The organism is Sutcliffiella horikoshii (genome assembly GCF_002157855.1).
In the GTDB taxonomy this organism is placed as follows: domain Bacteria; phylum Bacillota; class Bacilli; order Bacillales; family Bacillaceae_I; genus Sutcliffiella_A; species Sutcliffiella_A horikoshii_C.
Genome location: NZ_CP020880.1, coordinates 3,873,756 through 3,887,853, shown reverse-complemented (window position 1 = coordinate 3,887,853; position 14,098 = coordinate 3,873,756). Strand labels below are relative to the sequence as shown.

Genomic DNA, 14,098 nt, shown 5'->3' with positions numbered 1-14,098 from the left:
GCCTTTGGTCATGTGAAATTAATTTTTAAGCTTCGTATCCGTTTGGATTATTCTTTTGCCATCTCCAAGAATCAAGGCACATTTGCTCCAAGTCTTTTTCTGCTACCCAGCCTAAATCCTCTTTTGCTTTAGTAGGATCTGCAAAGCACTCCCCGATATCACCAGGACGTCTTGTAACTACTTTGTAAGGAACTTCTTTCTCAGATGCTTTCTCAAAAGCTTGTACCATTTGTAAAACACTGTAGCCGCTGCCTGTACCAAGATTATATGCTTCTACACCTGTTGTTTTCATAATATTTTCCAATGCTTTTAAATGCCCTTTCGCAAGGTCGACTACATGTATATAATCACGTACACCAGTACCATCCACCGTGTTGTAATCATTACCGAATACTTGCAACTGTGGCAATTTTCCTACGGCAACTTGAGTAATAAATGGCATTAAATTATTTGGAATGCCATTAGGGTCTTCGCCGATACATCCACTCTCATGAGCACCGATTGGGTTGAAGTAACGTAAAAGTGAGATACTCCACTGCTGATCAGAGACAAACAAGTCCCGCAAAATTTGTTCAATCATCAATTTCGTTTGCCCATACGGATTGGTAGCACTTAAAGGAAAACTTTCCGAAATTGGAACACTTTCTGGTAAGCCATAAACAGTGGCAGATGAACTGAAAACAATATTTTTGACACCAAATTGGTGCATAACTTCAAGTAATAAAAGAGTACCTGAAATGTTGTTATGATAATAAAATAATGGTTTTTCTACCGATTCACCTACAGCCTTTAAACCAGCGAAGTGAATAACAGCCTCTATGTTGTGCTCTTGAAAAACACGCGCTACTCTATCTTTATCTAAAAGATTTATTTCATAAAAAGGAAAATCTTTACCTGTAATCTCCTTTACTCTACGTAGAGACTCCATATTGCTATTCATAAAGTTATCTATTACTACAATTTCATGCCCTGCATCTAATAATTCTACACAAGTGTGGCTTCCGATATATCCAGCCCCACCGGTAACTAAAATTGCCATCTGAAGATCCCCCATTAAGAAACAGATTTTTGTTCAATTTTAACATATCTTTTAGATAGTTTCATTTTTTTAGTCGATTGCTTGAAAATAATGGTATCAACCAAAAACAATTTTTTAGCAAAAATGAAAAGTCTGTACTATTACTTTCATATTACAAACTCTCATTACTAATAGCTTTCGACAGAATTCGTGTTAACCTATAGTGGATTGTCATAAAAAGGAGGGGGCATATGAAGAAGCATATAAACGAATTATATTGGATTCGTGCCCTTGCTTGCTTGAGTGTAGTATTCATACATGCTGTTACTAGAACTTATGTAAACTATGACTTACCTAAGTCTACAATAGATATCATGAAGATTGTCCAAATTACATTGTTGTTTGCTACACCCATGTTTATTTTGATATTTGAAGTTATACTTGGTCATACGTATTGGGACCGATTGCCTAAAAAGTTTTTTCAAAAAAGGTTCTTGTATTTATTTTTCCCATATTTAACAATACCTTTTATTTACGCACTTTATGAAATTGCTACTACAAGTTCAAGTGCAATGACAGTATTGGATACTACCTTAACCAATATCCAATATGCGTATTGGCATGGGTATTTTATTATTATCATTTTGCAATTTGTGATTATTCATGCGCTTTTTGTTAAAGTATTCAAAAATGTGCCAGCGTTGATTATGCTTACTGTTACGTTTTTCATAAATGCAAGATATCTTCATACTGCCAACTTCAATTTTGATATGATGCCACCAATTATGCATGAGTGGTATTCGTTGGTACGGGTACCATTTCTAGGTTGGATTTTTTACTTTACAGTTGCTTATTATGTAGGTAGATATTTAAAACAAGTGAAGGATTTTAGAAAATGGGGCTTTCCAATTGCAATTATTGCATCAATAGGCAGTCTTATGTATCTACTAGATAACTATACGACCGGTAAATTAGATCAGCTTACATCTGTAAGATTTGATATCATGTTTTACACAGTCGCACTATTTTTCTTATTTTATTATCTTTTCTCTTTTGTGAAAAAAGTACCGAAAATTGTTATGTTTATCAGCAAATATTCTTTCCCAATCTACCTATTACACTACCTAGGTTTTGACTTGATTCATTCCGTGTTGCCCAAAATGAACATGGGACTGTATGTTATTATCTTGTTTATTGCAGGAATAGTTATTCCGGTATTAATTGCTCGAATATTTAATCTGATTCCTTTTGGTAAATTTATTGTGGGGCAGATTAGGCATACGCCAAAACCTAAAGATAAATTATCAGGTGGACAAGTACCTGCCTAGTTAACATAGAAGCGGAAAATGTAGAGATGGTATCTGCATTTTTCGCTTCTTTTTTCTGTATCATTCCCTAGTGGAGTAAGGATAAGGGATGTGCTATACTAGCTTAATGTCTAGTAAAATATTAACAGTTTTAAGGGAGTAGTATCATGCAATTTCAGAAAAAAGTAGTCGCGGTGCTATCATGGGGGCTTGTTGTGGCTTGGATGGCGTTGATTTTCTTTCTTTCTGCTCAGCACGGAGAACAGTCTGCAGGTTTGAGCGGGGGAATTACAGAGTGGGTGAACGAGGTTGTAGAACAAGTCGCACCTGATGCAGAATTTAAGATGGACGAAATCAGTTTCTTTGTTAGAAAAAATGCGCACTTTTTTGCTTATATGCTGCTTGCGATTCTTACATTGAATGCAGTAAGAAGGAGTGGGGTACGTGGTTGGTTGAGCATGGGAGTAGCATTTGTTATTTCTGTCCTTTACGCCATCTCTGATGAGGTTCATCAACTTTTCGTACCAGGCAGAAGCGGCCAGGTAAGTGATGTACTGCTTGATAGCACAGGTGCTTTGGTGGGTATCGCCCTTTATGCCATCATAAGCCGAGGGTTAGGCGGAAAACACAAAACGAAAAACGAGCGATCTAACTAACTAACACAACTAATCTCATAAACCAAAAGCCGAAAAAAAGAAGGGAAGACCCTTCCTCTTTTCGGCTTTTTTGGTGCTTTCTTTAGCGCTTTAACGCACAGCGGGTCAGACCCCTCTTTACCTCTTTACCTCTACACATCAATAAAGTTTCCCCTGTCTGTAAAGGACGGTGGAGAGTTTCATGACGGAGTGGATGTAGCAGTTTTGTCTTAGTGGGTGGGGGTCGCCGAAGAAGGCTGGCAGTATGGTGTTCATGGTGTTTTTCATTTTTTCGAGCAGGAGGTTGAATACTTGTTCTTCGGTGTAGAATTGGGTTTCCCTACCTTGCATCCACTCAAAATATGACACAATGACCCCACCTGCATTAGCAAGGATATCCGGAATAATAATGACGCCTTTGGAACTTAAGTATTCATCGGCCTCGCTTGTTACTGGTGCATTGGCGCCTTCGACAATGATCCGAGCTTTTACTTTTTCTTTATTGGTATCATGTATTTGATCTTCAAGTGCAGCTAAAATCAAGACGTCCACATCAAAATATAAAATGTCCCCTCTATCACGAATGGTTGCTTTAATCTGAGCATCCTCTAATTGATTCTCAGTAGTTGGAAGGTCTCCGCCGTTGAGTGCGACGAACTTGACTAATGATGGGATATCAAGACCATCCGAATTGTATAAAGTGACATTTCGATCGCTTACAGCTACCACTTTATTTTGCAGGTGCTGACATTGGTAAGCCTCCAGTGCCGCAACAGATCCAACGTTACCAAATCCCTGAACCGCAATTGTCAGCGGGCTTCCGTCATACTCCAATGCCGTTTTTGCAAAAACATTCTCGTTGTTGGTAAGAAATTTACGCTGTTCTTTTAAAAAATCATGCAGCAAGTAACGAAAAGAAAAGTAAACGCCTTTCCCTGTTGCCTCGCGGCGGCCAAGGGACCCGCCGTTTATTACACTTTTACCTGTAAAACTACCTTTATACGGTTGACCCGGACGGATGCTTTTGTATTCTGCCATCATCCAGTCCATCTCTCGTTCACCTGAACCCATATCCGGAGCGGGAATATCCTTATCTGGTCCAAGAATATCGCTAAAATACTGGACATACTTTTTGCAGATTAAATGAAGTTCCTTCACGGAAAAGGAACGGGGATCCAGCACGATACCACCCTTACCGCCACCATAAGGCACGTCATGTAAGGCGTTTTTCAATGTCATCAAGGAGGCAAGGTTAATGACTTCATCCTCGTTGACGGTTTCATGGAAGCGTATCCCGCCTTTATAAGGCCCTAAAGCATTGTTGTGCTGTACCCGGAACGCGGGAATTCTGACAACGCTTCCATTTTCTAGCGCAATTCGCAGAAATGATTTATGTAGATGGTTCGGTGTAGAAAGAATCGCACCAAGGGAGGTAAAAGCCTGCTTCCTGGAAACCCCATCAAGCTCCGGCAAAAAAGCAGCATCCTCAAGCAACGCATCCAAAGACTCCTGTACAATCTTCCTCGTCTGACTAGCCATAACTACCACTCCTTATTATCAGTATATTTGAAAAGTATAACATACAACAAAAAGAAGAACCCCCGAGAAGGTTTCACTCAGGGGAACAAGAAAGGAAAGGGGAGCGGGCAACTCTTTATTGCGTGAGCGCTTTAATAGACTGCGGGTCAGACCCCTCTTTATCTCTTCATCTCTTCACCACAACACCTTACTAAACTCCGCTTATCCGATATCCGTTGCGGCCGGCGTTTTTGACGGTGTAGAGGGCTTGGTCGGCTTGGCGGAAGAGTTGTTTGACGGTTGTTCCGTTGGCAGGGTAGGTGGAGATGCCGATGGAGGAGGTGGCATGAATCTCGTGACCATGGATGTAGTATGGACTCCCCAAAGTTGTGAGGATTCGAGAGGCAACTTTATCCACCTGTGTCATGTCTTCTATTTCATGAAGTAAGATGACAAATTCATCTCCGCCTAAGCGTGCAACGATATCGCCTTCTCGAACAGACATCACCAATCTTTTCGAGAACGCAATGAGCAGCTCGTCCCCTATTTCGTGTCCGAAAGTGTCGTTCACTTCCTTTAAATGATCACAATCTAAGAAGAACAACGCAAGCATGCTTTCATTTTTTTGAACGTTTACCAACGATTCTTCTAGCTTTACTTCTAGAAGCCTTCTGTTTGGGAGCTCTGTCAGGCTATCATGATAGGCTTGAAAGGTAAGCTGTTCTTGTAGTTTTTCCCTTTCTTTTTCAATGATTCGTTTTTCCGTAATGTCTTGTGCAATAATATATGTCCCTTTTACGACACCTTTGACAACTATAGGTACATTTGTGACGGACAAGCACAAGTTACGGCCCTTAGAATCTGGGATCGATAACTCATAATTTGCGATCTCACCGCGTTTTGTCTTATTAAGGTCTAAATTTGGAACAATCTCTTTTGCGTACTCCAAGATATTAAATCCGATGAGGACTTCGCTAGGAAAGCCAGTAATTGTCATACATGCCTCATTTATATTTTCAATAATCCCATCTTCATTTACCATACAAACGGCATTTTTGTGATAGGAGAATAATGATTTATAAGCATCATGGCTTTCTTCCAACTTTTCCTCGAGTTCTTTTAAATGCTGGATATTGCGATAAATCATGGAAATGGCAACCACTTGGTTTTCTTCATTCAAGATGGGAGAATAGCTGACGGAAGTATGAATGGCAATCCCTTCTTTTGCAAGCCGGACAGTTTCTTGGGAAGGAACGGATTGACCTTTCATTAGAAGGGCTAACGTATCCAATGTTTGCGTTTTCAATTCTTTTGGGGTAATGGCGAATGATTCCCACGGTTGTCCAATCAGTTCGGAAGCATTCCAGCCGAATTGTTGGACAAAGGCTTCATTTACTTTCAAGACTATTCCATCTGTGTCAATCACAAGCATGGAATCCACAGTATTTGCCACTAATGATTCCAGAAAAATATAATCCTCTGCTTTCTTTTTTAAGTCACTTATATCTTTGGTAATCGCCAGTACAAATGTTTTGTCATCTTCTTCAATATAAGTCAGGCTTGTTTCGGAGGCAGGAAGATCACTCACAAATAAGTTTAAATCTGAGTATGTTACAGACTGCTTTGACTCTATGCATTTTGTATAATTTTCGTCCAGTAAGGTAAAAACGGATTGAGGGAGAACATCTACCAAGCGTCTGCCTACCATTTCGATACCAAGCTTCTGTTGAGCAGAAGGGTTTACACCGGTGTACCATAGATCGTTCCTTTTCCACTCTACCAAAAAGACCATATCGGCCATCTGTTCAAAAAATAATGAGAATTGTTGTTTTATATTCATGATACTCCTACTTTTCAAATAAATAATTTCAAATACCATTTTACCTCTATTATATCAGAATATTCAATGCATCATTAATTATTGTAAATTACTGTTTAAATTAAAATTTGGGGTCAGACCCCAGCAGGTATTTCGTCACCTCTGTCGAACCCCCCCACCTTCATCTGTCAATTCAGTACCCCTATGTTGTCAATTGAGTGACCCTGAAATGGGATGGAGGGGTTTTATAATGTAGGAAAGCGTTTACAAAATAGGCGGTGAGTGAGTTAAGATGGAGACTAAAATGGAATCTAAGGTGGATCCTGTTGTGCCGAACACTTCAGGAAGGACGAAGTTGCATGATGTGAAAGGCGACCCGAGAAGGAAAGCTAAACTCAAAAGTATTTTAACGTACACGGCGTTTGTTGGCCCTGCACTTATCTTTTTCTTTGTTATCCAAATCATCCCGTTCCTCATGGGAATCTATTATTCTTTTACTTCCTGGAATGGTGTCAGTTCCGCCATTGAATGGGTGGGGCTAGAAAACTACAAGCGGATTTTCACGAATGACGAAGTATTCTTCAACTCTTTCATGTTCACGACGAAATTTATGTTCGCGGCAGTTATCATCAGTAACCTGATAGGATTCGGCCTTGCGCTGTTATTAAACGCAGCATTAAAAACGAAAAACATACTCAGGACGGTCTTCTTCATCCCGAACGTTATCGGGGGACTGTTGCTCGGCTTCATCTGGCAGTTCATTTTCGTCAGAGGATTTGCGTCAGTTGGAGAACTTACGGGATTATCCTTCTTTAAGCTACCATGGCTTGGGGATGAAACAACGGCATTTTGGGGAATCGTCATCGTGTTCGCTTGGCAAATCAGCGGCTACATGATGATCATCTATATCGCAGCCCTTCAAGGAGTAGACAATTCCTTACTGGAAGCGGCTAGAATTGATGGGGCGAACAACTTCACCCTTATTACTAAAATCATTATTCCATTAATTTTACCGGCCTTCACGATCTGTTTCTTCCTTACAATCGCGATGGCATTCAAAATATTTGACCTGAACTTGAGTCTAACGGGCGGTGGTCCATTCAACTCCACACAGTCAGTGGCCATCAATATATATCAAGAAGCGTTCCAGAATAACCGATACGGCCTTGGAACGGCAAAAGCAATCATCTTCTTTGTAGTCGTCGCGATCTTCACGACATTCCAAGTAATGGCAACAAAGAAAAGGGAGGTTGAGGCATAATGGACCAAAGGTATACGAAAAGAACCTTTGTGCTTGAAATCATAGGGATTCTACTTGCTATCTTGTTCCTCATTCCCTTTTACTTTGTCATCATAAATTCAGTAAAAAGTTTTAGTGAAATACTGATTGATGCGGCAGCATTGCCGACAGAAATACTTTTTAGCAACTATGCAAAAGTGTGGGAAATCATTCAATTCCCGCGTGCCTTCTGGAACTCGCTGATCATCACGGTTCTAAGCAACATCGGAATTGTCCTGATTAGTTCGATGGCGGCATGGAAAATGGTCCGCACTCCCGGAAAGTTTAGTAAAATATTATTTGTCATCATTGTTTCTGCGATGGTCATTCCGTTCCAAACGGTTATGATCCCATTGATGAAGCTAGGTGGCGCACTAAATCTTATTAATAGCATCCCGGGCATCGTCATCATGTACTTCGGTTTCGGCGTACCGCTTTCACTTTTCCTCTATCATGGGTTTGTGAAAACTGTTCCGGTTGAAATTGAGGAAGCAGCGCGAATTGATGGCTGCAGTCAGTTTGGGGTATTTTGGAGAATCGTATTTCCGCTACTTAAGCCAATTACGGTTACAGTGGTTATCTTGAACACACTTTGGATTTGGAACGATTATCTACTTCCACTACTTGTTCTGCAAACAGCAGAGCTTAGAACGATTCCGCTTGCAACAAGCTCGTTCTTCGCGCAATACACCAAGCAGTGGGATATGGGGCTTGCAGCATTAATGCTGGGTATCGCGCCGATCATCATTTTCTTCTTATTTTTACAAAGGCACATCATCAAAGGGATTGCCGCAGGTTCTGTTAAGTAAACTTAGCATGGGCCGCGTCCTATATGTGGCCTCTGTCAAGTTACTATAAAATTTTTCATTTAAAACAAGGGGGGCAATACAATGAAACGCTTAGTACTTCTTTTATTATCATTGTCGTTGGTTGTGGGTATTTTTGCTGGCTGCTCTAGCGATAATTCATCAGGAAACAGTAACAACAACTCCGGGGATGGAGATCAAGTTACACTGAATCTTTTCCAATTTAAAGTAGAAATCGCTGACCAGTTAGCGGAAATGATTAAAGAATTCGAAGCTGAACATCCGAACATCAAAGTGAAACTTGAAACAGTTGGTGGTGGAGCAGATTACGGTGCAGCACTAAAAGCAAAATTTGCCTCTGGTGAACAACCAGACATCTTCAACAATGGTGGTTTCAAAGAGCTTGAGCTTTGGAAAGAGCATTTAGCTGATCTTTCTGAAGAGCCTTGGGCAGAGCACGTTCTTCCAATCGGAAAAGTACCAATGACAGATCCTGCAGACGGCAAACTTTACGGTATGCCTGTAAACCTTGAAGGATATGGATTCATCTATAACAAAGACCTATTCGAGGAAGCTGGGATCACAGAACCTCCTACTAATATTACAGAGTTAAAAGCTGCTGCGGAAAAATTAGAAGCGGCAGGGATCACACCTTTCTCTGCTGGATATGCAGAGTGGTGGGTAATCGGGCAGCATTTACTTAACATTCCATTTGCTCAACAAGAGGACCCTGAAGCGTTCATCGCCGGTCTATATGAGGGAACAGAGAAAATCGTTGGCAACAAGCATTTCGAAGACTTCAAAGAAGTTCTTGATGCAGAAATCAACTTTGGTAACGAAAATCCATTAACAACAGACTACAACACACAAGTTACGCAATTTGCGAGCGGTCAAACTGCCATGCTTCAACAAGGTAACTGGACGGAAAACATGATCTATGAAGTAGACCCAGACATGAACATGGGCTTCCTTCCGATCCCTATCAATGATGATGCAAGTGCAGACAGCCTACCTGTTGGGGTGCCTAACAACTGGGCTATCAACAAAAACTCTGAAAATATCGAAGAGGCTAAAACATTCTTAAACTGGATGGTATCCTCTGAAACGGGTCAACGTTACATCACAGAAGAGTTTGCCTTTATCCCGGCTTTCGATAACATCGAGCCAGCTGGACTTGGTGACCTTGGTCAATCTATCCTTGAGTACTCTACAGCGGAAAAAACGGTTCCTTGGACTTGGTTCATGTGGCCGGATGGAGCAAACAAAGAGTTTGCTGCAACGATCCAAGAATACGCTGCTGGAAGAATCGACTACGACACAGTACTAGAGCGCTTCCAAACTACATGGGATAACCTAAAATAATCACTACTTCCGAAAAGCATGTCTCATCGCAGGCATGCTTTTCTGGTATAATTAAAAGAAAGATTTGTATGAAAAAGGAGTTTAGTAGTTACTCTGAACTGTTGATCTCCTTTCCAGGCGCTTCGCTTTTCTCCGGGCGGTCCGGGAGCCTCCTCGGCAAGCCTGTGGGGTATCCCCTGTCCCTTCCTCCCGCGGAAGTCTGCGCGCCTTCCACTCCGATCAGCGTGGTTGATGAATTAATATGGAAATTAATACCTTTAATTACCATAGACTTTCCCTTGTAGACTGAAGTGCAAGGTGTGAGACTCCAGCGGGGGAATAACGGTAGGTTGAGACCCCGCAACGAAGTGAGGAGGCTCAAGCACCGTCCCGCGGAAAGCGAACACCTGGAACGAAAGGGAAACAAGGAGTATATGAGACTTATAAAAATGTAAGCGCTTCGGAGGTGAGGATCCATGTTTAAAAAGAGCATACGCAACAAACTGATCGCACTTCTTTTAATCATCACCATCCTCCCATTCGGAACGTCGATCATCATTACATACTACCAAACAAAAGAAGCATTCAAAGACCTCGTCGTCCAAGAAAACAGCAACCTTCTCTACCAAGGTAAAATAAATCTCGAAAGCTATCTCGAAGAACTCAATAATCTCACTCTATCACTCTACAACAATCCCGATTTCATCAACTACATGAGGGCACCTGACAAAGAAGATAACTATTTGACGATAGGAATTGTCAGAAACGTGCTGCAAACCATTCTTTACGCCGAAGAAAATATTACGAGGGTTCAGATTTCTTTTGCAGAAGAAAATAGGGGGATTACCGCCTCTAAACGGTCCACTGTCGTCTTCTCTGACCGCATCTCTAATGCCTACGAAGACGCCTATAAACGGGCACAACTCAGTCCTTATAACTACAATATTGATACCACCCAGCTGCAAGAGGGCCGGAATGTTTTATACGTCCACAGAGCTTTGACCAACGTCCCATCTGACAACGTGCTAGCATTTATCACCCTTGAAGTGGGCACTGAAAAAATACTGGAGCTAAGTGAAAACCTCTACAACAAGGAAAATGAAGAATTTTTCATCCTCTCTGCTACTGGTGAACTGATCTACAGCTCCAATCCATTGGTCGCCTCCAAAAAAGAAGAGCAACAATGGATTCCGGAGATCATGAAATCTGAAGCCACACAAGGTACGATGGAATGGGACAACGGGCAGTTTCAGGGTGTCATGATGTATGATCAAACAGAGCTTGCGGTAGGGGGATGGATTTTGGTAAAGCGTGTCCCTTATACCACGCTTTATGACAACGCCTTTGTTGTGACAAAAATCAATATATTCTTTGGAGTTATAGGGTTGTGTTTGGTCATATTGGCGTCTTTAATTGTTTCTTTTAAAATTACGTCTCCTATCAGGGTGCTGCTACAAAACATCCAACAGGTAAAAGAAGGGAATATGAATGTGCAGTTTCCCTCACTTGGAAATGATGAGATTGGTATTTTAGGATATCGTTTTAAACAGATGATGGAACGAATCAATCTCCTGATCAATAGAGAATACAAGTTAGAGATTGAAAATAAAACGAACCAGTTAAAGGTGCTTCAATCGCAGCTCAATCCGCATTTTTTATATAATGCCTTGCAGTCCATTGGAACGCTGGCCTTGAAAAATAATGTGCCGCAAATCTATACCCTCCTGACTCACCTATCCAAAATCATGAGATATGGAATGAATATGGAGGAGGATATGGTACCGTTGAAAAAAGAAATAAACTATTTAAAGGCATTTCTTTTGCTGCAAAAGGAGCGTTTCGGGGAAAACTTTGAGTACGACATGGAAATAGAAGAGAAAGCGATGGACATCGAAATTCCCAAAATGATTCTGCAACCGATTATCGAGAACTATTTCAAGCATGGGTTTGATATTCGGGAAGGAGTCGGCAAGATTGAAATCAACGGGAAAATAGTCGATGAATACCTTCTTCTTACACTACGGGATAATGGTGTTGGAGTGAGTGAGAGCAGATTGACGGAAATTTACCGCTTGTTGTCAGAAGGGAAACCAGCTTCGGATGTAGAAGAAACTAATATAGGATTAAAAAATATATATACACGGTTGCAGCTATACTACAATAACTTGGCAGCGCTTCATTTGGATAATCACAATGACGGAGGGTTTATGGTGACATTGAAACTTCCGCTAGAAGTTGGGGGTGAAAAAGATGAAAGCAATCATCGTGGATGATGAAAAGCATGTGCGGGAAGGGCTGCTGCTGTTGGGCAATTGGAGGGAAAATGGAATAGACACCATTTTTGAAGCAGAGGACGGGGACGAGGCGATTATGCTCATCAAGCAACATCGCCCTGAAATTATTTTCACCGATATGGCTATGCCAAAAAAAGATGGAATCAGCCTGCTTAAATGGATTTCTGAATCGGATTTGCCGAGCGTGACCATTGTGGTTAGCGGGTACGATGATTACACATTCATGCGAAATGCCATTACTTATAAAAGCTTTGATTATATTTTGAAACCCATTGATCCTGACCTGCTGAATGAGACGTTAGAACGGGCAGTGAAAAAATGGAAAGAAGAAGCGTTGCTCAAAAGGACGATTAGTTCTATAGGCGATATGGAAACGATTCCTGTTCGTTCCACCGAGCCGGTTTCCGTTTCGAGTATGGAAAAGATAGAGGAATATCTTCGGGCCAACTATCAACAGGACATCACCCTCCAGGAGATTGCCGACCGTTTTTACTTAAGCCGGGAGCATATTTCCCGCAAGTTCAAGCAAGAATATCATGAAACCATTACCGATTATGTGACGCGGATCCGGATGGAGAAGGCGAAGGAGCTGCTGGCGAATCCGAATTTGAAAATTTATGAGATTGCGTATCATATTGGTTATCAGAATGAGAAGTATTTTAGCAAGGTTTATAAGAAGTTTTTTGGTATGACGCCAAATGAGTATAGAGGCAGTTTAGTAAAATAGTTAACACCGCTGTTGCTTTCCGCACTGGGCTTCGCTTTCCTGCGGGCGGTCCGGGAGCCTCCTCGGCAAGCCTGCGGGGTCTCCTCCCCTGTCCCTTCCTCCCGCGGGAGTCTTCGCCCTGTGCTCCAAGCAACAGCTAGAGTATCTATAGAGATTACAATTTTTATTAAAACAATACATATAAATGAGGTGCAGATATGAGTCAGTTACGTATGGGAATTATCGGGGTTGGTGGGATTGCGCAGAATCGTCATATCCCTACTTTTCTGAAGATGCAAGAGAAAGTGACGATTACGGCAATCAGTGATGTGAATGAAAAAACGGCAAAGATGGTAGGGGAGAAATTTGGTATTGCCCAAGTGTATGCCCATTATGCGGATATGTTTGAGCATGTGGATGCGGTGACCATTTGTACGCCAAACAAGTTCCATGCTGAAATTACGATTGCGGCGTTAGAAGCTGGCCTGCATGTGTTTTGTGAAAAGCCCATGGCAATGCGACCGGATGAATGTGAAGCAATGATTGCAGCGGCTGAAAAATCAGGCAAACAGCTTGCGATTGCGTACCATTACCGATTTATGAAAGAATCGGTTGCAGCAAAACGTTTGGTGGATGCGGATGAAATCGGTCGACCGATTGTGGCAAGAGCTAAAGGTATCCGTCGCCGTAAAGTACCTGGATGGGGTGTATTTACGAACAAGGAACTGCAGGGCGGAGGGAGCTTGATTGATTATGGCTGCCATCTGTTGGATTTATCCTTGTGGCTGCTTGGAAATCCAAAGCCTGTAGAAGTGATGGGAACGACTTATAATGAGTTAAGTAAAATGCCGGGGCAGGTAAATCAGTGGGGGAGCTTTGATCATGAAACGTTTGAAGTGGATGATCACGTAACAGCTTATATTAAGTTTGAAGGCGGAGCTTCCTTGCTGTTTGAAACTTCTTGGTCTGCCAATGTAAAAGGAGACGAAGAGAGTGTAAGTATCTCCGGAATAAGCGGCGGAGTGGACCTGTTTCCATTCCACGTCAACCAGATGAAACACGGCATGCTGCTGAACACAGAAGCGGACTGGGTGCCAGGCGAAGACGACCCAAGTATCCCGCAAGCTGAAAACTTTGTAAACAGCTGCCTTGGAAACGAAGAACTAATCGTCAAACCACAACAAGCCATGCAAGTCTCCCTCATCATCGACGCCATCTATCGCAGCAGCGAAAGCGGAAGAAGTGTGAGTCTATAATGGAGGGAAGAGGGGTTTCGACGTCGCAGGGGAAAATCCTTTGAGGGTCTGACCCCTTTTCGAAAAAAAAGCAGAGCAGGAATTCCACTGAATCCCCGCTCTGCTTTTTTTCATTCTAT

Annotated in this window: 11 protein-coding genes; 8 read left to right on the top strand and 3 right to left on the bottom strand. The window is 41.8% G+C overall.

Annotation, left to right across the window (positions count from 1 at the left end):
- Positions 1-25: 25 nt before the first annotated feature.
- The gene (gene galE / locus B4U37_RS19785) at positions 26-1,039 is read right to left on the bottom strand and encodes a UDP-glucose 4-epimerase GalE (RefSeq protein WP_088019628.1); all 1,014 of its coding nucleotides are present in this window, start codon (positions 1,037-1,039) and stop codon (positions 26-28) included.
- Between the two features lie 278 nt (positions 1,040-1,317).
- Between galE and B4U37_RS19780 the strand changes: the two genes are divergently transcribed.
- Together B4U37_RS19780 and B4U37_RS19775 are read left to right on the top strand one after the other, a co-directional pair.
- Complete coding sequence (locus B4U37_RS19780) at positions 1,318-2,346, top strand: acyltransferase family protein (RefSeq protein ID WP_157663855.1); 1,029 nt, start codon at positions 1,318-1,320, stop codon at positions 2,344-2,346.
- A 146-nt stretch (positions 2,347-2,492) separates the two neighbouring features.
- Positions 2,493-2,981 (top strand): VanZ family protein, encoded by a 489-nt coding sequence (locus B4U37_RS19775; RefSeq protein ID WP_088019626.1) that lies wholly within the window; start codon positions 2,493-2,495, stop codon positions 2,979-2,981.
- A gap of 138 nt (positions 2,982-3,119) precedes the next feature.
- Here B4U37_RS19775 and B4U37_RS19770 read toward each other — a convergent pair whose 3' ends face one another.
- A complete protein-coding gene (locus tag B4U37_RS19770; protein WP_088019625.1) occupies positions 3,120-4,499 on the bottom strand; it encodes a Glu/Leu/Phe/Val family dehydrogenase in 1,380 nt (459 codons plus the stop codon).
- A gap of 190 nt (positions 4,500-4,689) precedes the next feature.
- On the bottom strand, positions 4,690-6,318 hold the full coding sequence (locus B4U37_RS19765) for a diguanylate cyclase domain-containing protein (RefSeq protein ID WP_198317052.1): 1,629 nt from the start codon (positions 6,316-6,318) through the stop codon (positions 4,690-4,692).
- A 271-nt stretch (positions 6,319-6,589) separates the two neighbouring features.
- Between B4U37_RS19765 and B4U37_RS19760 the strand changes: the two genes are divergently transcribed.
- The 6 genes from B4U37_RS19760 to B4U37_RS19735 all read left to right on the top strand — a co-directional run bounded on the left by B4U37_RS19760 (position 6,590) and on the right by B4U37_RS19735 (position 13,979).
- Positions 6,590-7,558, top strand: coding sequence for a carbohydrate ABC transporter permease (locus tag B4U37_RS19760; protein ID WP_244951501.1), 969 nt, complete (start codon positions 6,590-6,592; stop codon positions 7,556-7,558).
- Positions 7,558-8,385: a carbohydrate ABC transporter permease gene (locus B4U37_RS19755; RefSeq protein ID WP_088019623.1), complete on the top strand. Its 828-nt coding sequence runs from the start codon at positions 7,558-7,560 to the stop codon at positions 8,383-8,385. Before B4U37_RS19760 ends, B4U37_RS19755 begins: the two co-directional genes overlap by 1 nt.
- A gap of 81 nt (positions 8,386-8,466) precedes the next feature.
- Positions 8,467-9,744: an ABC transporter substrate-binding protein gene (locus B4U37_RS19750; RefSeq protein ID WP_088019622.1), complete on the top strand. Its 1,278-nt coding sequence runs from the start codon at positions 8,467-8,469 to the stop codon at positions 9,742-9,744.
- A gap of 455 nt (positions 9,745-10,199) precedes the next feature.
- Positions 10,200-11,996 (top strand): cache domain-containing sensor histidine kinase, encoded by a 1,797-nt coding sequence (locus B4U37_RS19745; RefSeq protein ID WP_010197377.1) that lies wholly within the window; start codon positions 10,200-10,202, stop codon positions 11,994-11,996.
- Complete coding sequence (locus B4U37_RS19740; protein WP_088019621.1) at positions 11,974-12,744, top strand: response regulator transcription factor; 771 nt, start codon at positions 11,974-11,976, stop codon at positions 12,742-12,744. Before B4U37_RS19745 ends, B4U37_RS19740 begins: the two co-directional genes overlap by 23 nt.
- 197 nt (positions 12,745-12,941) lie before the next feature.
- Complete coding sequence (locus B4U37_RS19735; protein ID WP_088019620.1) at positions 12,942-13,979, top strand: Gfo/Idh/MocA family protein; 1,038 nt, start codon at positions 12,942-12,944, stop codon at positions 13,977-13,979.
- The last annotated feature ends 119 nt before the right edge of the window (positions 13,980-14,098 follow it).